30 protein-coding genes are annotated in these 25,139 nt (G+C 65.9%); 23 read left to right on the forward strand and 7 right to left on the reverse strand.

Annotated features, from left to right (window positions below):
* Window positions 1–44: 44 nt before the first annotated feature.
* Window positions 45–455 carry a cation efflux protein, CzcI family gene (gene czcI, locus D9C15_RS12150; RefSeq protein WP_127997695.1) on the reverse strand — a complete coding sequence of 137 codons (411 nt, stop codon included), beginning with the start codon at window positions 453–455 and terminating at the stop codon, window positions 45–47.
* Between the two features lie 225 nt (window positions 456–680).
* On the reverse strand, window positions 681–938 hold the full coding sequence (locus D9C15_RS12155) for a heavy-metal-associated domain-containing protein (RefSeq protein WP_127997696.1): 258 nt from the start codon (window positions 936–938) through the stop codon (window positions 681–683).
* Between the two features lie 181 nt (window positions 939–1,119).
* Here D9C15_RS12155 and D9C15_RS12160 point away from each other — a divergent pair, with 181 nt between their 5' ends.
* A complete protein-coding gene (locus tag D9C15_RS12160) occupies window positions 1,120–3,579 on the forward strand; it encodes a heavy metal translocating P-type ATPase (protein WP_127997697.1) in 2,460 nt (819 codons plus the stop codon).
* A gap of 2 nt (window positions 3,580–3,581) precedes the next feature.
* Complete coding sequence (cueR, locus tag D9C15_RS12165) at window positions 3,582–4,067, forward strand: Cu(I)-responsive transcriptional regulator (RefSeq protein WP_127997824.1); 486 nt, start codon at window positions 3,582–3,584, stop codon at window positions 4,065–4,067.
* Between the two features lie 58 nt (window positions 4,068–4,125).
* Here the strand turns inward: cueR and D9C15_RS12170 are convergent, their stop codons facing one another.
* Together D9C15_RS12170 and D9C15_RS12175 are read right to left on the reverse strand one after the other, a co-directional pair.
* Window positions 4,126–4,665 (reverse strand): hypothetical protein, encoded by a 540-nt coding sequence (locus D9C15_RS12170; RefSeq protein ID WP_127997698.1) that lies wholly within the window; start codon window positions 4,663–4,665, stop codon window positions 4,126–4,128.
* A gap of 19 nt (window positions 4,666–4,684) precedes the next feature.
* On the reverse strand, window positions 4,685–4,972 hold the full coding sequence (locus D9C15_RS12175) for a hypothetical protein (protein WP_127997699.1): 288 nt from the start codon (window positions 4,970–4,972) through the stop codon (window positions 4,685–4,687).
* A 127-nt stretch (window positions 4,973–5,099) separates the two neighbouring features.
* On the opposite strand from D9C15_RS12175, the gene D9C15_RS12180 reads away from it, so the two are divergent.
* Both D9C15_RS12180 and D9C15_RS12185 read left to right on the forward strand, forming a co-directional pair.
* Complete coding sequence (locus D9C15_RS12180; RefSeq protein ID WP_127997700.1) at window positions 5,100–5,786, forward strand: heavy metal response regulator transcription factor; 687 nt, start codon at window positions 5,100–5,102, stop codon at window positions 5,784–5,786.
* A complete protein-coding gene (locus D9C15_RS12185) occupies window positions 5,783–7,153 on the forward strand; it encodes a heavy metal sensor histidine kinase (protein WP_127997701.1) in 1,371 nt (456 codons plus the stop codon). The genes D9C15_RS12180 and D9C15_RS12185 overlap by 4 nt, the downstream gene beginning before the upstream one ends.
* On the opposite strand, the gene D9C15_RS12190 is transcribed toward D9C15_RS12185, so the two are convergent.
* Genes D9C15_RS12190 through D9C15_RS12200 form a run of 3 tightly spaced genes read right to left on the reverse strand, consistent with a single transcriptional unit; the run spans window position 7,107 to window position 10,847 of the window.
* Entirely contained in the window at window positions 7,107–8,555 is a 1,449-nt protein-coding gene (locus tag D9C15_RS12190) for a heavy metal sensor histidine kinase (protein WP_127997702.1), read from the reverse strand. The two genes, D9C15_RS12185 and D9C15_RS12190, sit on opposite strands and share 47 nt — an antisense overlap.
* A complete protein-coding gene (locus tag D9C15_RS12195) occupies window positions 8,552–9,253 on the reverse strand; it encodes a heavy metal response regulator transcription factor (RefSeq protein WP_127997703.1) in 702 nt (233 codons plus the stop codon). Before D9C15_RS12195 ends, D9C15_RS12190 begins: the two co-directional genes overlap by 4 nt.
* Before the next feature lie 49 nt (window positions 9,254–9,302).
* Window positions 9,303–10,847, reverse strand: coding sequence for an SEL1-like repeat protein (locus tag D9C15_RS12200; protein ID WP_127997704.1), 1,545 nt, complete (start codon window positions 10,845–10,847; stop codon window positions 9,303–9,305).
* Between the two features lie 451 nt (window positions 10,848–11,298).
* On the opposite strand from D9C15_RS12200, the gene D9C15_RS12205 reads away from it, so the two are divergent.
* The 19 genes from D9C15_RS12205 (at window position 11,299) to D9C15_RS12290 (ending at window position 25,138) form a co-directional block, all read left to right on the forward strand.
* Window positions 11,299–12,285 carry a porin gene (locus D9C15_RS12205; RefSeq protein ID WP_127997705.1) on the forward strand — a complete coding sequence of 329 codons (987 nt, stop codon included), beginning with the start codon at window positions 11,299–11,301 and terminating at the stop codon, window positions 12,283–12,285.
* A 227-nt stretch (window positions 12,286–12,512) separates the two neighbouring features.
* Window positions 12,513–12,875: a DUF4148 domain-containing protein gene (locus tag D9C15_RS12210; protein WP_127997706.1), complete on the forward strand. Its 363-nt coding sequence runs from the start codon at window positions 12,513–12,515 to the stop codon at window positions 12,873–12,875.
* 223 nt (window positions 12,876–13,098) lie between these two features.
* A complete protein-coding gene (locus D9C15_RS12215; RefSeq protein WP_127997707.1) occupies window positions 13,099–13,473 on the forward strand; it encodes a hypothetical protein in 375 nt (124 codons plus the stop codon).
* Window positions 13,474–14,142: 669 nt separating this feature from the next.
* Entirely contained in the window at window positions 14,143–14,493 is a 351-nt protein-coding gene (locus tag D9C15_RS12220; protein WP_127997708.1) for a hypothetical protein, read from the forward strand.
* A 10-nt stretch (window positions 14,494–14,503) separates the two neighbouring features.
* Window positions 14,504–15,955: a TolC family protein gene (locus D9C15_RS12225; RefSeq protein ID WP_127997709.1), complete on the forward strand. Its 1,452-nt coding sequence runs from the start codon at window positions 14,504–14,506 to the stop codon at window positions 15,953–15,955.
* A gap of 24 nt (window positions 15,956–15,979) precedes the next feature.
* Window positions 15,980–17,398, forward strand: coding sequence for a multicopper oxidase family protein (locus D9C15_RS12230; RefSeq protein ID WP_112184071.1), 1,419 nt, complete (start codon window positions 15,980–15,982; stop codon window positions 17,396–17,398).
* 52 nt (window positions 17,399–17,450) lie between these two features.
* Window positions 17,451–17,975, forward strand: a complete 525-nt coding sequence (locus tag D9C15_RS12235) for a cupredoxin domain-containing protein (RefSeq protein WP_112184069.1) — start codon at window positions 17,451–17,453, stop codon at window positions 17,973–17,975.
* A complete protein-coding gene (locus tag D9C15_RS12240) occupies window positions 17,959–18,450 on the forward strand; it encodes a DUF411 domain-containing protein (protein WP_127997710.1) in 492 nt (163 codons plus the stop codon). Before D9C15_RS12235 ends, D9C15_RS12240 begins: the two co-directional genes overlap by 17 nt.
* 17 nt (window positions 18,451–18,467) lie before the next feature.
* Window positions 18,468–18,812 (forward strand): copper-binding protein, encoded by a 345-nt coding sequence (locus D9C15_RS12245; RefSeq protein ID WP_127997711.1) that lies wholly within the window; start codon window positions 18,468–18,470, stop codon window positions 18,810–18,812.
* 311 nt (window positions 18,813–19,123) lie between these two features.
* Window positions 19,124–19,717, forward strand: coding sequence for a hypothetical protein (locus tag D9C15_RS12250; protein WP_127997712.1), 594 nt, complete (start codon window positions 19,124–19,126; stop codon window positions 19,715–19,717).
* A 405-nt stretch (window positions 19,718–20,122) separates the two neighbouring features.
* Window positions 20,123–20,482: a DUF4148 domain-containing protein gene (locus D9C15_RS12255; RefSeq protein WP_127997713.1), complete on the forward strand. Its 360-nt coding sequence runs from the start codon at window positions 20,123–20,125 to the stop codon at window positions 20,480–20,482.
* Window positions 20,483–20,689: 207 nt separating this feature from the next.
* Window positions 20,690–20,830: a hypothetical protein gene (locus tag D9C15_RS33390; RefSeq protein WP_164886711.1), complete on the forward strand. Its 141-nt coding sequence runs from the start codon at window positions 20,690–20,692 to the stop codon at window positions 20,828–20,830.
* Window positions 20,831–21,262, forward strand: coding sequence for a copper-binding protein (locus tag D9C15_RS12260; protein ID WP_310734473.1), 432 nt, complete (start codon window positions 20,831–20,833; stop codon window positions 21,260–21,262).
* 19 nt (window positions 21,263–21,281) lie between these two features.
* Window positions 21,282–21,821 (forward strand): hypothetical protein, encoded by a 540-nt coding sequence (locus tag D9C15_RS12265; protein WP_127997714.1) that lies wholly within the window; start codon window positions 21,282–21,284, stop codon window positions 21,819–21,821.
* A gap of 19 nt (window positions 21,822–21,840) precedes the next feature.
* Window positions 21,841–22,320, forward strand: coding sequence for a c-type cytochrome (locus D9C15_RS12270; protein WP_127997715.1), 480 nt, complete (start codon window positions 21,841–21,843; stop codon window positions 22,318–22,320).
* Between the two features lie 4 nt (window positions 22,321–22,324).
* Window positions 22,325–22,522 (forward strand): hypothetical protein, encoded by a 198-nt coding sequence (locus D9C15_RS33735; RefSeq protein WP_127997716.1) that lies wholly within the window; start codon window positions 22,325–22,327, stop codon window positions 22,520–22,522.
* A gap of 53 nt (window positions 22,523–22,575) precedes the next feature.
* A complete protein-coding gene (locus D9C15_RS12280) occupies window positions 22,576–22,992 on the forward strand; it encodes a hypothetical protein (RefSeq protein WP_127997717.1) in 417 nt (138 codons plus the stop codon).
* 20 nt (window positions 22,993–23,012) lie between these two features.
* Complete coding sequence (locus D9C15_RS12285) at window positions 23,013–23,879, forward strand: alpha/beta fold hydrolase (protein ID WP_205854781.1); 867 nt, start codon at window positions 23,013–23,015, stop codon at window positions 23,877–23,879.
* Window positions 23,876–25,138 carry an MgtC/SapB family protein gene (locus D9C15_RS12290; protein WP_127997719.1) on the forward strand — a complete coding sequence of 421 codons (1,263 nt, stop codon included), beginning with the start codon at window positions 23,876–23,878 and terminating at the stop codon, window positions 25,136–25,138. The genes D9C15_RS12285 and D9C15_RS12290 overlap by 4 nt, the downstream gene beginning before the upstream one ends.
* Window position 25,139 lies beyond the last annotated feature (1 nt).

A 25,139-nucleotide genomic window follows, 5' to 3' on the forward strand; every position in this document is an offset into this window, starting at 1 on the left:
CTCACGACAGAAGCGATTCGCCGGCGATGTGGAGATGTTGTCAGTCAGTCCGCGAGCGAGACCATCACCACGTCGCCGCCGGATCGCGCGGCAGGGGTGGAGTGGGCTCGATCCGGGCGCAGGGGGCTGGCCGGAATGTGGGAGTCGTAACGAGGTTCTGGCTGCCTCATGGCGTCGCCATGCGGCAGAGCGTCGACAGCGGAGGTTGCCGCAGGCATGAACGCGGAACAGCCCAGATGGCAGGTTTCGCAGTCGGTGTGATATGCGCCCGCATTGTCGTCAGCATCTTGGGCGGCCGAGGCGATCTCGCCATCGGCCTGATGCTTGTGTTCATGGTGGCCGAAGTGCTTCTTGGTCGAGACACCGGTTTCGTGCGCGCAGTACGGTGCCGCCGCGCCCCAGACCAACTGGAACGGCACGACGAACAACAGAAAAGCGAACACCCAACGACGCATTCTCTGATTCTAGACTGGCTCCAACTGCACCGTGCAACGGCGAGCCCGATCGGCACAACGATTTGGCACCCTCGACTGGCGGCGCTCAACGCGTGCCGTCGATGCCAACGCCAGTCCCGTCTGTGCGTCATGCAGCGCGAATGTGGACGACTGCATCGCGCGACTGGAGGTTCCGCGTGCTGCAAGAGCGGGGCCTGCAGGCCTCCGCTCACTTGGCCAAAACGCTCAGTGGCAGCCGCCGCAGCATGATCCTGCTGACTTGGCAGGAGCGGCCGGACTGGCCTGCGCGGGCACCGGCGTGTAGCCCGCGTCCTTGATGGCGTCGGCCAGTTCCTCGGCGTCGGCCGAGGCCGGCTCCACCTGCACACGGTGCGAGGCCAGGTCGATCGCGACCTTGGCATCCTTGTCCGTGGCCTTCAACGCCTTGGTGATGGTGCTGACGCAGTGGCCGCAGGTCATGTCGTTGACTTCGAAGGTGATCATCGCTATCTCCAGTGGGGTCGGGTTGCTGACGGGCATACTGTCGACCTTTCCATCGTTGTAAGGTCAAGCGATGATGTGGAGAGACCCCTTTAGCTGCAGGCAGAAGCCAACGATACTCTTGACATTTCCATTGTTGGAACCTTGACGATGCGCAGACACTGAACGGCATATCGAGGCACTCATGAGCACCGCTGCACTGTCCAATCCACTCGGAATCAAGCTCCAGGTCACCGGGATGACCTGCGCCTCGTGCGTCACGCGCGTCGAGAAGACGCTCAAGGCGGTTCCGGGCGTCAAGGAGGCGAGCGTCAACCTGGCGACGGAGGAGGCGTCTGTCAACGCCGATGCTTCCGTGACGGCGGATTCGCTGGCGGCGGCCGTCCGCAAGGCCGGCTACGACGTGGCGACCACCGAGACAACGCTGCTGGTGGAAGGCATGACTTGCGCGTCCTGCGTCACGCGTGTGGAGAAAGCGCTCCGCAAGGTACCCGGCGTCTCCGGCGCCACCGTCAACCTGGCGACCGAGAAGGCAACCATCCAGGCGCTATCGACCGTGCCGGTTTCGGCGTTGAAGGCGGCCATCGAGAAGGCCGGTTACGCGGCGAAGGACCTTCAGGACGAGAAGCCCAAGCCAGCCAATCGACTGCCGGTCTGGTGGCCAGTGGCGGCTAGCGCTGTGCTGACCCTGCCGCTCGTCGCCCCGATGCTGCTGTCGCTCTTCGGCATCGAATGGATGCTGGGCGGCTGGGTACAACTGGCGCTGGCCACGCCGGTTCAGTTCTGGCTGGGTTGGCGCTTCTACCGAGCCGGCTGGAAGGCCGTGCTCGCCAAGACCGGGAACATGGACCTGCTGGTGGCGCTCGGCACCTCCGCCGCCTACGGACTGTCCGTCTACCTGCTCTTCAAGCACGCCGGGCACGGCATGCCGCACCTCTACTTCGAGGCTTCGGCGGCCGTCATCACGCTGGTCCTGCTGGGAAAGTGGCTGGAGCACCGGGCCAAGCGGCAAACCGCCGACGCCATCCGCGCGCTGAACGCGTTGCGACCGACCACTGCGCGGGTCCGCCGGGATGGCGAGGAAGTCGACATTCCGGTGGAGCAAGTTATCGTGGGCGACATCGTCGTCATCCGGCCGGGTGACCGCGTCGCCGTCGACGGCGAGATCGTCGAAGGGCGCAGCCACATCGACGAGTCGCTCATCACCGGCGAGAGCCTGCCGGTGCCCAAGGCCCCCGGAGACAAGGTCACCGGCGGCGCCATCAACGCCGAAGGCGCGCTGACCGTTCGCACGACGGCCATCGGTGCGGAGACGACGCTGGCTCGCATCATCCGGATGGTTGAGTCGGCCCAGGCGGCGAAGGCACCCATCCAGCGCATCGTGGACCGCGTGAGCGCGGTGTTCGTCCCGGTCGTCCTCGTCATCGCGCTGGCCACCTTCGTCGGTTGGGCGGTCTACACGGGAGACTGGGAACACGCGCTCATCAACGCGGTGGCCGTGCTGGTCATCGCGTGCCCCTGTGCGCTGGGTCTGGCGACGCCGACAGCCATCATGGCCGGCACCGGGGTTGCCGCGCGACACGGCATCCTCATCAAGGACGCCGAAGCGCTGGAGGTCGCGCATGCGGTCACCGTGGTCGCCTTCGACAAGACTGGCACGCTCACCGAAGGCAAGCCTTCGCTCGCGGCGGTGGCGGCGGCCGACGGTTCGAGTCGTGACGAGGTGCTTCGCCTTGCGGCCGCGCTCCAGAAGTCGAGCAGCCATCCGCTGGCGATGGCGGTGATGGACAAGGTGCGCGAGGAGCGACTGCCGGTCCCGGAGGCCCACGATGCGAGGGCGCTTCCCGGTCGCGGTGTCGAAGGCACTGTTCGAGGCCAGAAACTGGCCCTCGGCAGCACGCGGATGCTGCGCGAGTTCCAGCTGACCGAGGGCAATCTGCTGGTCGACGCCCAGCGGCTCGAAGGGCAGGGCAGGACGGTCTCATGGCTGGTCGGGTCGGATGGCAACCAATGGCGCCTGTTGGGTCTGCTGGCGTTCGGAGACACCATCAAGCACACCGCCGCTGCCGCGGTGGCGCGGCTCCACCAGTTGGGCATCAAAACGGTCATGCTGACCGGTGACAACCGAGGCGCGGCCGAGGCCGTCGCGAAAGAGCTTGGCATCGACGAGGTTCGTGCCGAAGTTCTGCCTGGTGACAAGGCGGCCATCGTGAAGGAACTGCGCGATGCCGGCGCCGTGGTCGCGTTCGTCGGCGATGGCCTGAACGACGGCCCCGCACTCGCCGCAGCTTCGGTGTCGTATGCGATGGCAGGTGGCGCGGACGTGGCGACCGAGACCGCCGGCATCACGCTCATGCGTGGCGACCCGCGGCTCGTGGCGGACTCGCTGGACATTTCGCGCCGCACCTACTCCAAGATCAAGCAGGGCTTGTTCTGGGCCTTCGGCTACAACGTGCTGGGTATCCCGCTGGCCGCGCTGGGCATGCTGAATCCCGTCATCGCGGGAGCGGCGATGGCCTTCAGCAGCGTGAGCGTCGTGGTCAATGCATTGACGTTGCGGCGCTGGCACGGTGCCGCTGACGCGCCGACCGCGCAGCGCCCGGAGCAATCGCAATCCGTGGCCGTGTCAGGGAGCACCAGATGAGCATGAACATCGGCGAAGCAGCGAAGGCCTCGGGCGTCTCGGCGAAGATGATTCGCCACTACGAGAGCGTCGGGTTGTTTCCGGAAGCGGCGCGAACCGAGTCCGGCTACCGCCAATACACGGACAAGGAGGTCAGCACGCTGCGCTTCGTCCGGCAGTCACGAGACCTGGGCTTCTCCATCGAGCAGATCCGCGAGTTGCTCGGGCTGTGGCAGGACCGCAAGCGTCCGAGCCGCCAGGTGCGCGCGCTGGCGCTGGCCCACATCGAAGAGCTGGACGAGAAGCTCGAGGAACTCCAGTCCATGAAAGCGACGCTCGAGCACCTCGTGCATTGCTGCCATGGTGACGACCGGCCCGATTGCCCGATCATCGACTCGCTGGCGCAGGAACGAAGCGAACGGGAGAGGCGTCCTGTGGGAGCGACTGGGAAAAGCCGCCGCGGTACGACCGGGCTGCGGGCGGGACGACGCGGGCGCGCGACCGCTTGACTGCGGGTGCCGGCATTGGGCAAGAGGACCGAGTCATCGTTGGACCCCAATGCCATGGCTACAGAATCCGCAGATCGCCGACGAGTCTCGTTCGGCGTGCGCGCCGCTTCGTGATCTCTTCGTCCTCCCGCGACCAACCAAAGGAACCACCCCAGACCCAGAAGTCCCCTGCAAGCCGGATGAAGCTGACCTGGCCGAGGTCGCCGGTGACCTCGATGGCGCCATGATCCCGCTCGAAGTCAAAGACGATGCGATGAGCGCCAGCTCGGAGTCGCATCCGGACCATGGATTGGGGCACGGTCTCGATGGGGCGCGAGTCATCTACCGACACTGTAACGAGGTGGCGTGTGTCTCCCCAACCGCTGCGTACCACGTAGATGGTCAACGCATCGGGGTCCGCCTCGAAGCGTTTGGCCTCGGCTTCGACTTCGAGGCCGGGGGTCGAGTCCGACGTGCAGACGATCGGACGTTTCCGGGCGTTTCGGTAGCAGTAGGAGCCGCCGCGCCGGCTGACATCTGGCTCCGTACTGGCGCAACCCAGGAGCGCCAGCGACGTCGCCGATGCGGCGAGCACCAGGACGTGCCGGCGTGTAGTCACGCTGCAGCCCCTGCCGTGCTTACGGGCGCTTGTCTGCGTCGGGCTTGGCGGTCGCCACGGGTTCGTTCGAGCACCAGCCGCGACTGCTGGTCCGGCAGCGCCACGTGCCGTCCCGCATCGCCTTCTCGACCTCCGCGCGGACCTGCTCTCGCGTGAGAGCCGCGGGCCGGGCCGGCTCGGTCGTGCTGGCGCCAGCGGGCGCGCCTTGCGCCATCTGGTGTTGAGCCGCTGCGAAGATCGGGGAACCGACCATGACGGCGGCGGCCGCAAGCGCGCGAGTGACGGTGAAGATGGAGTATCTGTGCATGGTGAACCTCGTCAGTTTGTTGATGAATGCGAGGCTTCACTCTAGGGGCCGCGTGCTGACCAAATGCGGACCGAAAGATGACCAACTCGTAATCCAGGTGACGTAGCGGCTGGTGGAGAATCTGCCTATGAAAATTCTCGTGGTCGAGGACGAGGTCCGCTTGGCGGAATACCTGAAGAAGGGCTTGTCGGAGAGTGGCTATGTCGTCGACCTGGCCCACGACGGAATTGACGGACTTCATCTCGCTGTCGAGGGCACCTACGACCTGATCGTCCTTGATGTGATGCTGCCGGGACGGGACGGCTTCGAGGTACTCGCGGAACTGCGCAAGCTGCGCAGGACGCCCGTCCTGATGCTGACGGCCCGGGACGCGGTCGAAGACAAGGTCAAGGGACTGACCGGCGGCGCAGACGACTACCTCGTCAAGCCGTTCTCGTTCTCCGAACTGTCTGCGCGTGTCCAGGCCCTGCTGCGTCGCGGCGGGGGAGACCGCGATGGACAGATGCCCACCAGCCTCCGGTTGGCGGACCTGGAGGTCGATCTGGCACGTCGTAAGGCGACACGAGCCGGCAAGCGGCTCGAACTCACACCCAAGGAGTTCAATCTGCTGGTGCTGCTGCTGCGTCGGCGTGGGGAAGTCCTGTCGCGCACCGTGATGGCGGAACAGGTGTGGGACATCAATTTCGACAGCGACACGAACGTTGTCGAGGTGGCGGTACGCCGGCTGCGTGCGAAGCTGGATGAACCTTTCGAGGTCAAGCTGATCCACACGGTCCGCGGCATGGGATACGTGATGGAGGAGCGCCAGGAGTGAGGTGGCGCCCCCTCGTTGCCGACGGCCCATCGCTCGGGACGCGCCTGTCCCGGTGGTTGGCGCTGCAAGGATTGATCGCTGCGTTTGCCGTCTCCGGAGCGGTCTATGCCGTCAACCTGTGGGTTCTGCAGAGCCGCCAGCACGAGGAACTCGCGTTGAAGAGCGCGGTTGTCCGCCATGCGCTCGCGGAGACGGCTGGAAGCTCGGCGGCTGAAGAGTTGCAGCACAAGCTCAAGGACTTTCTCGCCGGGCATGAGGACATGACGCTGTCCATCACGTCCAGCGATGGGGCAGTTCTCTTCAGCGCTCCGCAGGCGCCCGAGGGGGGCGATGCCGCTTCGGCCGGCCGGTTCATGCAGGTGGCGTGGGAAGGCACATGGCCTGCGGGTGCTCCCGGTCGCATCCGGGTGGTCCTGGGGCTCGATGTGAGCCGTGACCAGGATCTGCTCCAGCGGCTCGGCTGGATCTTGTTGGCGGCATCACTGGTCGGTGCGGGCGTCGTCAGCGTGACCGGGTTCGTGCTGGTCCGCAGAGGCCTGCTGCCGGTGCAGGCATTGGCCGCACAAGTGGACGCGGTCGCGCTGGGAAGATCGGGGTTGCGGCTGGACGGAGCGGGGCAGCCGCTCGAACTCCGGCCGCTGGTCGATCGATTCAACGCGCTGCTGACGCGTGTCGAACGCGCCTACGCGCAACTTGAGGGCTTCAACGCCGACGTTGCGCACGAACTTCGAACACCGCTGACCACCTTGATCGGTTCGAGCGAACTGGCCTTGCAGCGCGAGCGACCCGCCGTCGAACTGCAAGACGTGATCGCGGGAAACCTGGAGGATCTGAGGCGCCTCGCGATCATCGTCAACGACATGCTCTTCCTTTCGCAAGCGGACCGCGGTGCAACCGCGCGCCGTTCGCCGGTGACGAGCCTCGCTGCCGAACTCGACGAGATCATTGAGTACCACGACGCAGCGCTTCAAGACCGGGGTCTGTCAGCGGTATGCGATGGCGACGCGACGGGTGCCTTTGACATATCTCTTCTGCGCCGCGCGTTGTCCAACTTGTTGAGCAACGCAACCCGCTACGCGACGCCGGGCTCGACGATACGGGTTCGGATCGAGTCGGAAGATGGCCGGTCACGGATCTGGGTGGAGAACAAGGGCAGTCCGATCGAGCAGGAACATTTGCCGCGCTTGTTCGACCGCTTCTACAGGGCAGAGCGCTCTCGTCGGCAGGTTGGCGCCTCGAACCACGGGTTGGGTCTGGCCATCGTCGCCGCCATTGCCCGAATGCACCAAGGCGAGCCGTTTGCACGATCGGCTGACGGCATCACCGCGATCGGGCTGGACGTACCGTCGAGTTCAGCGGCTGCGTAGCGGGCGCAGTCTCCACCGCGGCGAGGGTCTTAACCGGAGCAACGGTCGTTTGGCTGTCCCTTGCCGGCAGCGTCAGTCCGACGCGATTGGCCTTGCCGATGCGTTCGACAAACACAGTGCCGCCATGCATCCGTGCGACGGCCGCGACGATGGCCAATCCCAGCCCGTGACCCGCTTGCCTTCGCGAGCGGGAGGTGTCTGCACGATAGAAGCGGTCGAACATCTGGGCTCGGACCGGCGCCGGTATTTCGAGCCCCGGGTTGAGGACACTCAGAGCGATGAGTCCATGATCCGGCTCGATGAGAACCCGAATCGTGTCGCCGGCGCGGGTGTGGCGGATGGCATTGGTGAGGAGGTTCACGAGGGCGCGCAGCACGAGGGGAGGGTTGCAGACCGCCGCGGCGTCGCCGGACCGTTCCGCGACCACGCCAGCTTCCTGCAGCAAGGCGTCGCAGTAGCGGATGGCCTTGTCCGCCTCGGCCCCGAGCGCGACCTCTTCCAGTCCCTCCGCTCGGTCGCCACGATCTGCGCGAGAGAGAAACAACATGTCGTTGACGAGAGCATTCAGGAGTTGCAGTTCCTCGAGGTTCGAGATCAGAACCTCACGCAGGTCGTCACGAGACCTTGGCGATGAGAGCGTGACCTGCGTGCCCGTGATCAACGATGCGAGGGGCGTCCGCAGCTCGTGAGCCACGTTGGCGTTGAAGGCCTGCAACTGCGCATAGGCGTCCTCGAGCCGGTCGAGAGCATGGTTGAAGGCGCGCACCAGCCCTGTCAGCTCGGTGCCTTCGGGGGTCATGGTCAAACGCCGCCCCATGGAACTGGGCGTGATGTCGCTTGCTTCTGCCGAGAGGCGCGACACCGGCCTGAGGCAGCGACCAATGGCGAACCAGCTCAGCAGCACGGTCGAGCCGACGCCCAAGGCACAGATGAGGACCAGCGTCGCGAGATGCGAACGAAGGAGTTCGTCGCGAGGGCCTGACTCGATGGCTATGCCCAGACGGCCGGCCGGCCACAACGACGCCGATGGCAGGGCAGTCTCCGTCACATCCACGCGGACGCCGGGCGCAAGCCCCGGCGGGACCTTCGTTCCGTTGGTGCTCGACGCGCCGTAGACCGTGTCACCCGCTTCTGTGACCAGCCAAACGTGAAGGCCATCGTGACCGATACGCAGGTCGTCGAGGTGATGGAACAGCGCTGCACGATCGCCGGAGCGATAGGCCTCATCGACGAAATGAAGGACGACGCTGATCTTCCCCGCCAGCTTCAGTCGATCCGCCTCGACCAACTCGGACTCCAGGGCCCGTTGCAGCAGCCAACCTGCAGTCGAGAAGACGACGAGCGCCACCACACCAAGGCCGGCAGTCAGCCGGGCCGCTATCGATGGATGGCGCCAGGTCATCGCGCATCCGCCTCGTCGCCGCGGTCCAGCTCGAGGACGTAGCCCATGCCTCGGACCGTGTGAAGCAGCTTGCTCGGGAACGGCTCGTCGAGCTTGGAGCGCAGACGCCGTATCGCGACTTCCACCACGTTCGAGTCGCCGTCGAAGTTCATGTCCCAGACGAGTTCGGTGAGCACCGTGCGCGACATGACTTCACCGCGGTGGCGCAGCAGCACGGACAGCAGCGTGTACTCCTGCGCCGTGAGATCCAGTCGCGTGCCGGCGCGAAACGCTCGTCGACGTATGGTGTCCAGTTCCAGATCTCCGAGCGCCATGCGGTCGGGTTCGTGGTGCGCACCCGCGGCACCGCGTCGCAGCACGGCCTGGATGCGTGCCAGCAGTTCGGTAAAGACGAAGGGTTTGACCAGATAGTCGTCGGCGCCCGCGCGCAGACCGCGTACCCGGTCTTCCACGCTGTCCGCCGCGGTCAGCATGATCACCGGCGTGTCCTTGTGCTGCCTGAGAGTCTCGAGCAACGTGAAGCCGTCCGCGCCAGGCAACATCACGTCCAGGAGAACGAGGTCGTAGTTGCCCTCGATCGCCATGTGGCGCCCGTCGATGCCATCGGCTGCGACATCGACGATGTAGCCGCTCTCCGCGAGCCCCCGCCGAAGATGGCCCGCGAGCTTGGCGTTGTCTTCGACGACGAGGATTCGCATGGGACGCTGCAGCGAATCGCTTGAAGGGGTGCGATGCCGACCGCCGTCCCTAGGCGGCCAGTGCCATACGCAAAGGCTGCTGCGCATGGAACGCCCACTTGGGTCCCTGTCGCAGGGAGTTGAGCACCGTCGACCTGACTTTCGCGAAGAACAGGGATTCGTCGATGCCGGATCGCTCGAGGCAGTAGCGCAGACGGTGGGTGCGTTTGCGCCGGTCACCCTCGATCGGAGACCCGTCCTGTCGCGACTGCTCGAGGAACGCGACGGATCGCCGCAGGTTCTCGAAGACCTGGGGCCGAAGTGCCGGAATGGCGCGAGGCGCCGCCAGCTTTGCCTGCGCAATGGACGGGTTGGGACCGACGACCAGCCCCCAGGGCCTGACCCCTGCGACGATGTCGACGCTCATCGCCTCGAGCTTGGTCAGACCAAAATCCCTTGCCGTGCGCAGGCGGCAGGCCAGCCACGGGTCCTCGCGGCGTACGGCATCGATGGCCGCGTCGGCTTCGGTGTCCGATCCTGCAACCGGGAGCACCAGCGAGCCGAGCAACTGGGCCGCCAGCGCGTCCTGGCGGCGCGCGGCCTGGTGGAGCCAATGGATGCCTTGCTCGGATTCGTGCACGGTGGTTGCCGACCGCAGGATCAGCGCGCCGAGGCGCCGCTGGGCGCAGAGCTCGCCCGCGAGTGCGGCCTTCTCGAGGAAGAACCGCGCCATCTGCGGATTGGAGACCGACGAGCGGTTGTCTGCGTGGATGCGGTAAAGGACCATCCATGCCGCGCTCAAGCCTGCATCGGCCGCGCGGAGCAGAAGCGCGGCACCTCGACGCAGATTCTGTCCCGTCGTCAGCAGTGATGCCGGCAGCCCCCGTGTGTCGACCCCGCTCAGCGCGCGACCGAGAAGCAGCTCCGCCGTCGTGTTGCCGCGGCGGATGCAGTCTTCGAGAAGAGATTCGAGCGCGCCGTTCTCGCACGAGAGTCGAGGCTCTGTTTCGTTTTCGAGGCGGGCGAGGGCCGTGCACACGGCATCTGCCAGCTCCGGTGTTGGCGAGGTCGCCGTCAGTGCGCCGCTCAGCACACGAGCGATCTCGGCGGGATCGTTGGACCGGATCGCAGCGTTCAAGGCTTGCGGCACCAGGCGAGCGAGATCGATCCCTGGCGCTGCTTTCAAGGCACCCAGTACGGCGGCGGCGACATTCGAGGGGCGGCTTCGCAGCGCACGTACTGCTGCGCACGCCCCGGTGTCGCCGGCGGCGGCGGCCGCATCGAGCCATCGCATCGGCTCAGCGGGATCGGCGCTCGTGAGCGCGCGCCACGTACCGAGTTTCAATTGCGCCGCAGTCGACCCCGCGCGAGCCGTCTTCACGAGCGCAGGCAGTAGGTCGCGACGCACCAGTTCGTGCAGGGGAAGAGCATCGGCGATGGTGCGAGCGGCTCGCTCCAACGGGGCGAGCGATGCGTGCGTCAGGTACTCCAGTCCCGTATCGGTGTGCTGCGGGAAACCCTCGACGCCGAGCAGATAGCGTCTGCCGACTTCGTACCGGGCCTCGAGGTCACCTTGCCGGGCGCTGGCGAGCAGCTGAATGTCTTGTCTCCGCATGTCGTTGTCCTTTGTAGGCCCGCATGCGACGGCCGGAGCGACAACTCGTGAGAGTTGCTAGCAGCGCACGTCGCTTTGCAGTCCGAAAACGATAGGAACAAACGACTGACCAAACGCTTGCCGGCAGATTACCGGCCGGTCATCTTGATGCGTGTGCGACCTCTGCTTCATGTGACTGCGTCGGGTTCCTTCGACTGGCCGCATCTGCGGCGTTCGCTGTGCAACTCGCTGTGGAAACGAGGCGACGGAAGCCCGCAGAACTGTCCAGGGTCTGCTAGCCACGCCCGCAATCCTTCTCGCGAGCATATCGCCTCGGCGGCGTCTCGTCCCTAGCCTGCTCGACAGCGCCTTCACGTCTCGCGCCGCAGCGCGCCTCGCACTTCAATCCGAGTCAGAGGACGCATTCGACGCGTGGAAGGTGTTGCCCTGTCCCACAACGGAGATTGCTCTCATGAAGAAGTCCATGTTCATCTTGGCCGCGTTGTCTGCCCTGGCGGCGGGCGCGAACGCGCAGTCGTCGGTCACGATCTACGGATTGGTCGATGCGGGCGTGCAGAAAGGAAACGGCGGCAGCGCCACGAATCCAGGGGCGCCCTCCACGAAGGCCTGGAACGTCGCCCCAGCCTACGCGAATCGCCTGGGCCTCCGCGGCAACGAAGACCTTGGCGGCGGCATGTCGGCCCAGTTCCAGCTCGAACACCGGTTCGACATTGACACGGGCGCGATCACCAACGCCGCGTCGTTCTGGCAAGGCGCGTCGACGGTGCAACTGACCAGCGCCGGTCTCGGCTCCGTCTACCTTGGCCGCGACTACACGCCCATCTTCTGGTTGACGCTGCGCGCTGATCCGTTCGACTGGAGTGGCGTCGGGAGAATGGATACGGCGACCTGGGCCGGCTTCCGCGCGCCGAACTACGGCCAGGGGGCGGGCATCCGCACTTCCAATACCGTGGGCTACAAGTCGCCCAATCTCGGCGGGCTGACACTGCAGGCTGCGGTCGGTCTGAGCGAAAGCACGGGCGCTGGCCGGGACAACGGATTCAATGTCGAATACAAAGGAGGGCCGATCTACGGCGGCGTCGGCTACGAGAAGGTGTCGAGCGGTACCACCGACGGCGACTCGCTGGTGGCGGTGACGGGGGCCTACGACTTCGGCTACGTGCGCCCGATCGTGCTGTTCTCCCGGGCGAAGGTCGGCACGGCCACGAACAAGTTCATGTCGATCGCCGCGACTGCTCCCCTGGGCTCCGGCCAGCTGAAGGTCGCCTACTATCGACTCGACCCGGAGGGGAGCAACAACACCCAGTCGAAGCTGGGCCTCGGCTACAACTACTTCCTGAGCAAGCGAACGACCATCTATGCCGACCTGGGGGCGGCCCGCGAGGACACGAAGACGAACAACAACGCTTACTCCATTGGTCTTCGGCACACGTTCTGACTTCCGGCCGCCGAAGCGAGATTCGGATGCGTGAGCGTTGTGCTCGCGCAGTCCGGCATTCGAGGTCGGCCCGGCGCCGAGCCGGGCCGCGACGGCAGATGACGAAAACTTAATCCGAAGGCAAGCAGCCCGTCCGGCATGGGCTCCTAGAGTGAAGAAACGGTGCGGCCTGGCACCGCAATTCGCGAGCACCCACGAGGTACCGCGCAACTCGCAAGGAGTCCATCATGAAGTTCCGTTTCAGTCTGATCGCGCTGCTGAGTGCCGTGTCTCTGCCCGCGCTGGCAACCTCCGGCATCACACCGGTTGGGGGTGAAGCCGGCTTCACGACCCATGCGATGCCGTCGGCGAAGACACGTGCTGATGTCATCAAGGAGCTCGAGGCGTGGAGGCGCAATCCCGTGTCTGCCGATGGCTGGCTCGACCTCGGTGGCGAAGCCGGTGCGGTCTTCGTCGGCATTCCGGGCAACACGCGCAACGCGGCCAACACCGGCAGGCCTTCCCGGGCAGACGTCGGCAACGTCCCCGGTGGGCTGAGTCGCAGCGGTCACCAGAGCAGCACGATCAACACCCCGCACGGGCATCGCTGACGCGTCGGTGCCGACCGGACCGCAGGGATACCGCCAGGATGTGTCTGTGCAACGAGTTCAGTCCACGACGGGACGCCGAGCCGCATTGATCGTACTCGGCTCAAGCACGCTGCTTCTCGCTGCGTGTGCGTCCAAGCCCATTCGGCCGCTCAATGCCGATGGCACCTGGTGCCATCGCGTCGGCAAGGCGCCACGCTACAAGCGAACCTGCACCAGTGCGCCCGTGCCGCCGCCCACCGTGGAGGCCGATGCCAAACGGTTTGCGGCATCTGCGGACAAGTTCACGGTGTACGTGGTGCGCAAGCGGTGGGCCGACGCCGCCAACGTCGTCAAGCTGACCGTCGACGGTGGTGCGCAGGCCGAAACGGTGCCTGAGTCCTTCGTGCGCCTGAGGCTGCCGCCCGGTGAACATGTCCTGCGGGCGAACTGGTCAGACGGAGAGGCCCAAACGATGGTTCGGGGCGCTGCGGGCGAGATCCGCGTCGTTGAACTCGCCGGCTCGGCTTGGGCCTGGGGGAGCACGTACGGGTTCGAACCGGGTGACGAGGCGAGCCGGCATCGTGTGCTGCTGGCTCGCATGGTGGCGGACATCGAATGACATCCACCGCCGATGGCTGAGTGGCCCGAGAACATTACGAATCGGTAAGCATTCTGAGCGCATCTCGTCGGCCAGCCTTCCATAGACTGCCGAGCAGGCTGATGCTTCTCAATGCACTAAGGTAAAGTTCCGGGTATGTCGGGTGTGGTTCGCCTCTTTCTCATCTGGTTCATCGCTGCTGCCGTCCCTCTGAAGGGGTTGGCCGCGGTGACCATGAGCGGATGCGGGCCGGGGCACCATTCTTCCCGCGAGGCGAATGAGATCGTTCAGCTCGAGACGCATGGCGACTTTCACGAAGTCCGTGAGGACGTTCGGTCTGGCAACACGGGGGCCGGGAGTCAAGGTGTCGAGACTGTGCCCGACTCGTCGACAGGGCATTCTGCGCAACTGAAGATGAAGTGCAGCAGTTGCGCGCCATGTTGCAGCGTTGCCGCGCCCGCGTTCGAGCGGACAAGCATTTCGCAGGCAGACTCGGCATCGACCGCTGTCGCCTTCCTGGAAATCCGCTTTCCAGCAGTCTTTGCGGACGTACCGCATCGACCTCCCCGCCTGATCCTCGCCTGATCACCATCCTGGTCGATCGCCCTCGCGGCGGCGCGACCAGCATCGTAGACCGGTCCGCCCTGCGCAGCAGGCGTCGTGACCCGGTCCGACTCAAGCGAGGATGTCATGAAGATTGCCATGTTCCGCTGGCTTGCGCCGGCATTCCTGGTCGCGATCAGTTCTGCGACCCTTGCCCAAACCGCGCCCAGCAAGAGAGCCGATCCACTCGATTCCTCGGCCGCCGTTCCGCCTCTGGTCTTCCAGTCGACCCTTGGGGGTTACCAGCGTCACGCTGAACAGTCCGTGGGTTCCTGGCGCGAAGCCAACGACACCGTCAACCGCATCGGAGGCTGGCGGGCCTATGCGCGCGAGGCTCGGCAGCCGGACCCGCCCACCACGAACAACGCGCCCCCGAAGCCGGCAACGCCGGCGCCGGCAAGCGCACCCGCCGGCCACGGCGGGCACAAGATGAACTGAGGTCAATCGGATGAATTCACCTTCCTACCTCGGGCGCGTCGCGCCCGACCTCCCGAGCGCGCGACGTTCGGGACTCCTCGTCGTCGTCCTGGCCTCCGCCGTGCTGGCCGGCTGTGCCAGCTTCTCGCCCGACGCTGGGTTCTCTTCGATCGAGTCTGCGGCCAAGGACAAGCTTGGCAAGGACGTGCGCTGGGCGCGCAGTGATGCCGACGTCGACACCATCGATCGCCGCGTGCGCGAGTTGCTCGCGAAGCCGCTGACCGTCGACGACGCCGTTCAGGTGGCCTTGCTCAACAACCGCGGCCTGCAGGCTCGATTCCAGGATCTCGGTGTCACCGAGGCCGAAGTCGTGCAGGCCGGGCGCCTGCCGAACCCGGGCTTCACGTTCGGGCGCCTTCGGCAAGGCGACGAGGTCGAACTGGAGCGCGGGCTGCACATCAACCTCGCGCGGCTGTTGACCCTGCCCATGGTCTCGCAGCTGGAAGCTCGCCGCTTCGAGCAGGTCAAGCGCGAGGTCACGATGGATGTGTTGTCGCTCGCCGCTGACGCGCGCAAGGCCTTCTTCCAGGCAGTGGCGGCGGAGGAGACGGTGCGATACATGCGACAGGTGAAGCAGACGGCGGAAGCGAGCGCCGAGCTGGCTCGACGCATGGAGCAGGTCGGCAACTTCAGCAAGCTGGCGCGAGCGCGCGAGCAGGCTTTCTACGCCGACGCCACCCTGGGCCTCGCACGTGCCGACCAGGCACAGCGTGCATCGCGCGAGCGACTGGCGCGCCTCCTGGGCGTCTGGGGCGATCAGACCCAGTTTCAGTTGCCGGAGCGCCTTCCGGACCTGCCAGCCGAGGCGCGCAACCAGCCGGACATCGAAGCCGTCGCGATGTCACAACGACTCGACGTGCAAGCCGCCAAGCTTGGCGCAGAGCAGACCGCGAAGAATCTGGGGCTGACGCGCACGACGCGCTTCATCAACGTGCTGGAACTCGGGCTCGTGCGCAACACCTCCAACGAAGCTCCGCGACAGACGGGCTGGGAGATTGGTCTGGAGTTGCCCCTCTTCGACTGGGGCGGCGCGCGAGTGGCGCGCGCCGAGGCGATCTACATGCAGGTACTGCATCGCGCCGCGCAGACGGCGATCAACGCCCGCTCGGAAGTGCGCGAAGCCTATGGCAACTACCGCTCCGCCTACGACATCGCGCGCCATCAGCGAGACGAGATCGTGCCGCTTAAGAAGCGCATTTCGGAAGAACAGGTGCTGCGCTACAACGGCATGATCATCGGGGTGTTCGAGCTCCTGGCCGACGCGCGCTCCCAGATCACGAGCGTCAATGCATACATCGAGTCGCTGCGCGACTTCTGGCTGGCCCAGTCGGATCTCGACATGGCGCTCATCGGCAAAGCGGCGATGGCCGCGCCCGCCGGCCCCGCCGCCGCGGCGATGGATGGTGGCGGCGCCGGCCACTGACACATTCAATCAAGGAACTCGAACATGGTTTCCCGACGCAACTTTATCGGTGGCGCTGGCGCGGTGACCGCTGCGGTGAGTGCCGCAGCAGTCAGCAAGGTCGCCATGGCCGCGCTGCCCGAGCCGGTCATTCAAACCAAACCCGACACGATGCCGCCGCTGGTGCCTAACACCGGCAGGCCCTACAACCCGGTCGTCACGCTCAACGGCTGGACGCTGCCCTGGCGCATGAACAACGGCGTCAAGGAGTTCCACCTCGTGGCCGAGCCCGTGGTGCGCGAGATGGCGCCCGGCTTCAAGGCCCATCTTTGGGGCTACAACGGCCAGAGCCCGGGGCCGACAATCGAGGTCGTCGAAGGCGACCGCGTGCGCATCTTCGTCACCAACAAGCTCGGTGAGCTGCACAGCGTGCACTGGCACGGGCAGCGCCTGCCCAGCGGCATGGATGGCGTCACCGGGCTGACACAGCCCGGCATTCCACCCGGCAAGACCTTCGTGTACGAGTTCGTCGCACGGCGTCCCGGAACCTTCATGTACCACCCTCACGCCGACGAGATGGTGCAGATGGCGATGGGGATGATGGGCTTCTGGATCACGCATCCGAAGGGCAAGCACCCGCTCATCGACGAGGTGGATCGCGACTTCTGCTTCCTGCTCAACGCCTACGACATCGATCCCGGTGCCTACACGCCGAAGATCATGACGATGCTCGACTTCAATCTGTGGAGCTGGAACAGCCGCATCTTCCCGGGCATCGATCCGCTCGTGGTGAGCCACATGGACAAGGTGCGCATCCGGATCGGCAACCTGACAATGACGAACCATCCGATCCACCTGCACGGGCACGAGTTCCTGGTCACGGGAACGGATGGCGGGCCGACGCCGAAGAGCACCCGCCGGTATGAAGTGACCGAAGACATCGCGGTCGGGCAGATGCGGCAGGTCGAGTTTCTCGCTGACGAAGAGGGCGACTGGGCCTTCCACTGCCACAAGAGCCACCACACGATGAACGCGATGGGCCATGACGTGCCGACGATGATCGGTGTGGATCATCGCGGCGTGGCGAAGCAGATCACCAAGCTCGTGCCCGACTACATGGTGATGGGTGAGCGCGGCATGAAGGACATGACCGAGATGGAGATGCCGCTGCCCGACAACACCGCAGCCATGATGACGGGGCAGGGTCCGTTCGGCTCAGTCGGCATGGGCGGCATGTTCAGCGTCGTCAAGGTCCGCAAGGGACAGAAGCGCGGCGACTACAGCGACCCGGGTTGGTACAAGCACCCACCCGGCACGGTTGCCTACGAGTTCACCGGCGAACTGCCGGACCCGGCGCGCTTCAAGGCGGAAGGGACCGGCTCGATGCCCCCGGTCGCGAAACCGGCCCAAGCGGTCGAAGTCAAGGTGCGCAAACCCGGTGGCGGGCACGCGGGCCACAACTGAGCGGCGCGAGCCGACTCACCATCTTTCCAATCCGCAACAAGAAGGAAACCTGATGAAGCAGTTCAAGCAAATTCTCGCGGCTGCGTTCGTGGCCATCTCCGCCTCCGCAATGGCGCACGGTGACGAGGCTCATGCCAAGAAGGCCGGCCCGGTCAAGAAGGAACAGAAGGACTGGGGCATCGCCGGCGACGCCAAGTCTGCCAAGCGAACCATCGAAATCGGCATGGCCGACAACATGCGTTTCACTCCGGACAGCATCGAGGTGCGACAGGGAGAAACGGTGAAGTTTGTCGTGCGCAACACCGGCAAGACCATGCATGAGTTCGTGATCGGAACGAAGGCCGAGAACGACAAGCATGCCGAACTGATGATCAAGTTCCCGACCATGGAACACGACGAACCATACATGGCCCACGTCGGGCCGGGCAAGACGGGCGAGATTGTCTGGACCTTCAACCGGCCCGGAGATTTCGACTTCGCTTGCTTGATCGCCGGCCACTACCAGGCCGGCATGGTCGGCAAGATCAAGGTCGCCGCGTCGAGCGCCAAGGGTGACGGGCATGCGCACAAGCATTGATGTGACGCGGCGGGGAAAGACTCGTCGGGCACTGCTGGCGGCTTCTGGAGCCGTCGCATTGCTGGGGCCGAGCCTGCTGCGCGCACAGACGCAGCCCCTCCACATGGAGGTGTGGAAGAGCCCGTCCTGCGGCTGCTGCAAAGAGTGGATCAAGCACGTCGAGTCGCGCGGCTTCCGCGTGTCGGTGCACGACGTTGGCAACACGGCGGCGCGCGCGCACATGAAGCTGCCGATGAAACTCGGCTCCTGCCATACCGCGGTGGTCGGCCGCTACGCCGTCGAAGGTCATGTGCCCGCGGCCGATGTGCTGCGCCTGATCAAGGAGGCGCCCGACGCCGTGGGCTTGGCGGTCCCCGGCATGCCCGTCGGCTCTCCCGGCATGGACGGCCCGGACTACGGCGACCAGCGGGATCCCTTCGACGTGCTGCTTGTCGCCAAGGACGGCAGCACGCGCGTCTTCAGTTCTTATCGTTGACCCATGAAAGGATCGTCATGAAGTTTGCACTCCCCGCCCTGATGGCTTCCATCGCCCTGAGTACACCCGTCTGGGCACAGCAGAAGGCCGACGAGCACGCGGGTCACCATGCCGCGAGCAGTCCGGCGGCAGCGGCCGACGAGATGACCGATGCAGAAGTCCGGAAGGTCGATACCGACGCGGCCAAGATCACGTTGAAGCATGGCGACATCAAGAGCCTCGAGATGCCGGCCATGACCATGGTGTTCAACGTGCGCGACAAGGCCATGCTCGGCCAGGTCAAGGCCGGGGACAAAGTGAAGTTCAAGGCCGTCAACGAGGCGGGCAAGTTCACGGTCACGGACCTCAAGGTGGTTCGCTGAGACTGCGAGGCGGCGCGATGCGCTCCTCGGTCGCCAAGGCGCTCAGCGTCGGCATCGTTGCCACGCTGAGTGCCGCGGGGACCTGGGCGACTGGGACAGTTCGCGCCACGGAGGCGCCAGTCGACGAGATCGCACCATTTCTCACAAAGGCCTGAGAATCTCGGGGGCTTGGCCGGCGCCTGCCAACCTCATCTGTGGTGCAATCGTGGGCAATGCACCGCCCATTCTTTCTCGCTGTTTCGGCACTCGGCGCTGCCACGTCTCAGGCCGGTGACCTCACGGCGGCGGAGATGCAATGGCTACGAAACAGCATGCCCGTGCTGACCTTTGCAAGGGAACAGCGCCTTCCGCTGGATGTTGATTTTGAGTTGCACGCCAAGCCGGGCGACCCGCCGCTGTCCATGGGCTTCGCCGGCCAGCGCTGCAAGCTCGTGTTCGCGATACGCGGCAATCCGGATGCCGACGCGACGCTGGCGCAGATCGAGTCGGACTTGCTGAGCCCCGTCATCGAGGCGATGGTCGCCCACGAGATCGGCCACTGCTGGCGTTTCGTGCAGGGTGCGTGGCGCACGCTCCCGGCTGGCTTCGTCGACGCGACCGACCCCGGGGCCATCCGCGACATGGACCTTGCACACGTGCGGCGCGAGATGCGCGAAGCACGGCGCGAGGAGGGCTACGCCGACCTGGTGGGTCTCGCGTGGACGCTCACCCACCATCCGGCGCACTACGAGCACGTGCATTCCTGGTTCTGCCGCGTCCGCGACGATCAACCCGTTCCGGGTGCGCACCACGACACCCGCGCGTGGCTGCGTTTGGTCAAGGACCCGCAAACCTACCCGCTCGACTCGAACCTCTTCGAGCAGGTTCGGGATCTGTGGCAGCACGGACTGCGCAGTCCACCCTGAGCAGGGCCCCGGACCGCCGGAGCCGCGTCGCTCGCACGACGGGACGGCGCGGGCGACACGGCTCAGACCTCTAGGAGGACTCTGCCGGCTCGTTTCCGATATTCGCACCAGCCGGTGGACGATAGGGCAGCGGGCCGGTCAATCCGGCCATGGGCCAGAAGTCGACGGGCTACGAATTCGGGCTTCGCCATCGCTTCTGATCGAACGATCGCGGTGCCCGGCACCGAGGAAGCCGCCGCAGCGGCCTTCTTCCCAACCTGACGACTTCGTAATGACGCCGTCATGATTCGGTCGGGTTGCGATTCCTAAAGTGGACGCGTGACATGTCGGCTGCGACGCCAGGCGTTCAAGGAGGCACCGCAGCCGAGCACTCACGCCAATGTTCGTCGATCAAGGAGTCTCACCATGTCAAGTCGCACTTTCTATTGCGGCATTGCCGTCGCCGCCGCGTTCGCCGCCCCGCTCGCCCATGCCGCCTCTGATGGTTTCAAGTGGATCGGCGGGGAGGCAGGCGTCGTTTTCGAGCCGGTGCCCAATACCCTCACCCGCAGCGACGTGAAGCGGGAACTGGAGGTCGCTCGGCGCGACGGAACGTTGCTCCTGCAGCAGCGCGAACGGAATTACACACCGCCGACGACGCCGGTGGCCGGCTTCACATCCAGCCGCGAGGAGGCCAGACAGGCCGCGCGGCTGATCGAGCAACGTCAGAACGACGGCTGGCGCTACATTGAAGGCGAACCCGGCTGGACATACGTCGGCCGCTGAAGTCGTTCAACCGGCTTGCCATCGTGCGTTTCGGGCTGCGTCGGGGCGCCGGACGTCGACCGAGGCGTTGACGATGGAGCGCTTCGGGGCCGGACAAAGCACCGGCCCCGATCCTGCGTGCTCTCGTCGCACGCTTGATGGCGTTCGGATTGGCGAGTCTCGGACCTGCGTTCATGAGGGCTCCTCGTGATGCCGCGTTGATCGACATTGCGCAAGCACCATCACCAAGGCGGTGAAGGCGACGGACAAGGACCGGGCCACTACGACGCCGGCATGAAGGGCCTCGTCAACGTCGCGCAGAAGGCCGGTGCCACCAAGATCGACGGCCACGGCAGCCACAAGCGCTGAGTGACGATCGTCACGGCATGGCGGTGGCGCACGGCATCTTTCGGTGCTCCGCGCCCCCGGCATAATTTTGTTTCACACCCCTGCGCAGCATTCGAAATGAAGACCGTCAAGCCCTTCCTTGTCGCCCTGACCTTTGCCGCCTCGGCGCCGTTCGCGATCAGCGCCCACGCCCAGGCGATGGATCACAGCAAGATGGACCGCATGCCCGCCTCGATGAGCGAAGGCGAAGTGCGCAAGATCGACAAGGAAGCCAAGAAGATCACCCTGAAGCATGGCGACATCAAGAACCTGGACATGCCGGCCATGACCATGGTGTTCAACGTGCGCGACAAGGCCATGCTCGGCCAGGTCAAGGCGGGGGACACGGTGAAGTTCAAGGCCGTCAACGAGGCGGGCAAGTTCACGGTCACGGACCTCGAGGTCGTTCGCTAAGTCATGCGAGGACGGCGCGATGCGCTCCTCGGCCGCGAAGGCACTCAGCGTCGGCATCGTTGCCACGCTGGGTGCTGCGGGTCTGGCGTGGCACGAGTGCGTGTTGCTCGCGGCCGCCGCCGCCGCGGCGCATCGGCTGTTCCTTTGGCGCATGGACGACGGCGCTCCATGGGATGCATGGCGTGCTGGTGTGCGATGTCTCTTCGCAGGCCTGTTTGGGCTGCTGGCCGCCGTTGCGCTGTTCGCCATCATCGCGGCCGGCTTGGCGGGCTACTGGCAGATGGGGCATCACCATGCGCGCGCCACGCTCGCGTTGGTCGCCGCCGCTGCCGCCCTTGTGGTCCTTGTCCAGGTGGACTGGCAGGCCCGTTGGGCCGAAACGCGCTTCTGGGCCATTGTTGCTGGCGGCATCGCGGTGACGTTCGCGGCATTGCGGCCCGACCAGGAGTTGCTCCCATGCCTGGTCTCTGCAGGCATCGGGACGTGGCTGGCCCTTGCAAGCTGGCGGATGGTCCGAACGCAAGCGCGCGATCTGCTTCGATCAGACGCGAGGATGTGATGCCTATCAGGACGAGCGCATGAAGCGAAGCCGGTTGCTCCTGGCTGTCGCTGTGATCGGTGCGGTGGTTCTGCTCGTTGCCATCTCGCGCCTGGCGCCAAAGCTGGCAAGCACCGGGCTGCTCAAACCTGACGATGTCGAGGTGACGGCGCGGGGGCGGCAGGTCTACGGAACGCACTGTGCCGCCTGTCACGGGGCGAAGCTCGAGGGCCAGCCCAACTGGCGCCAGAGAGACGCGCAAGGCCGCCTGCCGGCACCGCCACACGACGCCACCGGGCACACGTGGCACCACCCCGACGAGACGCTGTTCCGAATCACGAAGTTCGGCGTCGCCAAGGCCGCCAACCTGGCGTTGTACGAATCCTCGATGCCTGCGTACGAAGGCGTGCTGACCGATTCAGAGATCGTGGCCGCGCTCTCCTGGATCAAGGCTCAGTGGCCCGTCGGCATCCGGGCCAAGCACGACGAGATGAACCGCAGTTCGTCGCAGCAACGCTGAGCCGATGCCGCACGAGTTCAGGAACCTCTCGAGTCTTTCGCACGGCGAGTTGGGGCTCATGCTGGTCGGCGGCTTGGCGAGCGCTGCGGTCATCATCGGCCTGGCGCTGGTCCTCGCCTGGAAGAACCGTCGCAGGAGTGCCGACGGGAGCCGGCCGCCGCAGCCGAAGCCTCGGAAGGCGAAGCGCCGAAAGCGACGATGAGGACGGGTGGGGAAACGTGTCGCGCGTCAAGGCAGCACCGTGCGACGTCGAAGATGATGCTGACCCAACAAGGACCAAAGTTCATGCAGACCGCCAGAATCGCCATGGCCGCCATTGCGTTGGTGACGGCAAGCCAAGCCTTCGCGGCCTCCCACATCGTCGAGATCGCCTGGAGCCGCGACGGCGCGTTCGCTCATGGCGCCAGCGTCGAGCCGGGAAAATTCGTCGAGCTTTGCGGCAAGCTCGCGCCGGGGGACGCTATCCACTGGGAGTTCGCCGCGTCCGTACCTGTCGACTTCAATATTCACTATCACGTGGGCAAGGAGGCCGAGTTTCCGGCCAAGCAGGCTCAGGTGAGTTCCGGACAGGACACCTTGCGGGTCGCGGTTCGCGAGGACTACTGCTGGATGTGGAGCAACAAGTCGCCGAGCCGGGCGCGGATCGACGTTCGGCTTCAGCGCCAGAACTGAGGCCGTGGCAGCCGATGCGCATGGGGACCGAAACACTGCCGCTGAAGCGCTTCGACGCGGGGCACGGTCGGCATTGCGCAGTCTTGCTGCACGGACTGGGCGGGACCCATCGCTACTGGACCTGCGGGCCGGTGCCGTTCGCACTGTCGGGGCACCGCACCGTCCTGATCGACCTGCTCGGCTTCGGTGAGTCGCCGAAGCCCTGGATGCGCTACAGCGTCGAGCGCCACGTCGCCGCTCTGCATGCGAGCCTGGCCGGGGAGCGCTCCTTGACGCTGGTCGGGCACTCCCTCGGGGCCGCGCTGGCGCTTGCCTATGCCGCCCGCTATCCGTCGGTCGTCAGGCGGCTCGTGCTGATCAGTCTTCCCAACTTCGGCGGCGCCGAAGGAGCCGTCGCCTGGTTTGCGCGGCAACGTGGCGGCTGGATCTACACGAACATGTGGGCAACCGCACTCGCGTGCATCCTGACGCGGCGCGTCATCGGACGCCTGTTGCCGCGTCTTCTTCGCGACATCCCGCGCGAAGTCGCCGAAGACCTCGTTGCGCACAACATGGTGTCGTCGACCTCGTCGTTGTGGGAAGCACTGTACCGCCATGACCTGCGCGCCGAGGCCGCGGCGACGGCGCAGATCCTGCCGGTGCTGATGTTGCACGGCGGTGCGGACCTGACCGCGCCTTTGTCTGGGGCGCAGGAACTGGCGGCCTCGCGCTCGACGTGGGAGGTGCGCGTTCTCGGCGGCGTGGACCACCATCCCTGGTTGCGAGTGCCGCACGAATGCATGCAACACATCGAGCAATGGCTGTCGCGACTCCGGGAGCAGGTGCCGGTGAACCCCGCCGAGCAGTCTGCTCGCGCCGCAGATCCCGGCGTGAGGGGGCACCCATGAGCGGCGTGTCCCTGTCGGACCTGACGGGCGTCGGGATTGCGCTGGCGGCGGGCCTGCTCATCGGCTTGGAACGCGGCTGGCATCAGCGTGATCTGCCCGACGGCCACCGCGTTGCCGGATTGCGCACGTTTGCGCTGATCGGCTTGCTCGGCGGCCTGAGCGGTCTGCTGGCGCAACGATGGGGGGCAATCATTCTGGTCGTCGTGCTGGCCGTGGTGGCGCTGCTGATCCTCGCCGGATACATCGTGACGGCCCGCATGCACAGCGTCATGGGCCTGACCACGGCGATGGCCGCCATCACCACGTTCCTGGTCGGCGTGCTGGCGGCGGGTGGCAGCACACTGCTGGCCGCTGCCGTCGCGGTGGTGACGGTCGCGCTGCTGCAACTCAAGCGGCCGATGCACAGCGGCATCGGCAAGCTCTCCGAAGGCGAGTTGACCAGCGGCATCCAGTTGCTGCTGATCAGCGTCGTCATCCTTCCGGTCCTCCCCGATCGCGGGTTCGGCCCCTTCGAGGCGCTGAATCCCTACAAGCTCTGGTGGGCGGTCGTGCTGCTTGCCTTGCTCTCGTTCCTCGGATTCGTCCTGATGCGCTGGTTCGGCGCACGGCGCGGTCTGACACTGACGGCACTGCTCGGCGGACTGGTGTCCAGCACCGCCACCACCGCGACGCTGGCACGTTGGGCCAAGGAGGCCCCGCAGTGGCGGCCCCTGGCTGCCGGAGGGGCAACGCTCGCGTGCGCGGCCATGTTCGGCCGCATGGCGGTGCTCGTCGGCGTCGCCGCGCCGGCGCTCGGCACCGCGACCGTCGCGACCCTGGCTGCCATGGCCGTCGCCGGGGCCGCGTTCGGTGCGTACCTGACCACTCGCGAACATGCGCAGGATCTGCCCGATCTGTCTACACAGAACCCACTGAAGCTGACCGCGGCCGTTCAGTTCGCGCTGTTCCTTGCCGCGGTGCTGCTCGCCGGGCGATTCCTCGCCGACCGGTTCGGCGACGCCGGGTTGCTGGTCACGGCGGCGATCTCGGGCCTGGTCGACGTCGATGCCATCACGCTGTCGGTGGGCCGCATGGTCGGCGATGGGGTCGTGGGCGGCTCGGTCGCTGGCCTGGCGGTCTTTCTCGCGGCCGGCGTCAACCAGGTCACCAAGCTCGGGCTGTTGTGGGTGCTCGACAGTCGATCGCTGGCGCTGAAGGTGCTGCCGGCTTATGCGCTGATGGCGCTCGTCGGTGTCGGAGCAGCGCTGGCACTGCGCTGAG

Origin of the sequence: Piscinibacter defluvii (genome assembly GCF_004011805.1) — a bacterium.
Taxonomy (GTDB): domain Bacteria; phylum Pseudomonadota; class Gammaproteobacteria; order Burkholderiales; family Burkholderiaceae_C; genus Piscinibacter; species Piscinibacter defluvii.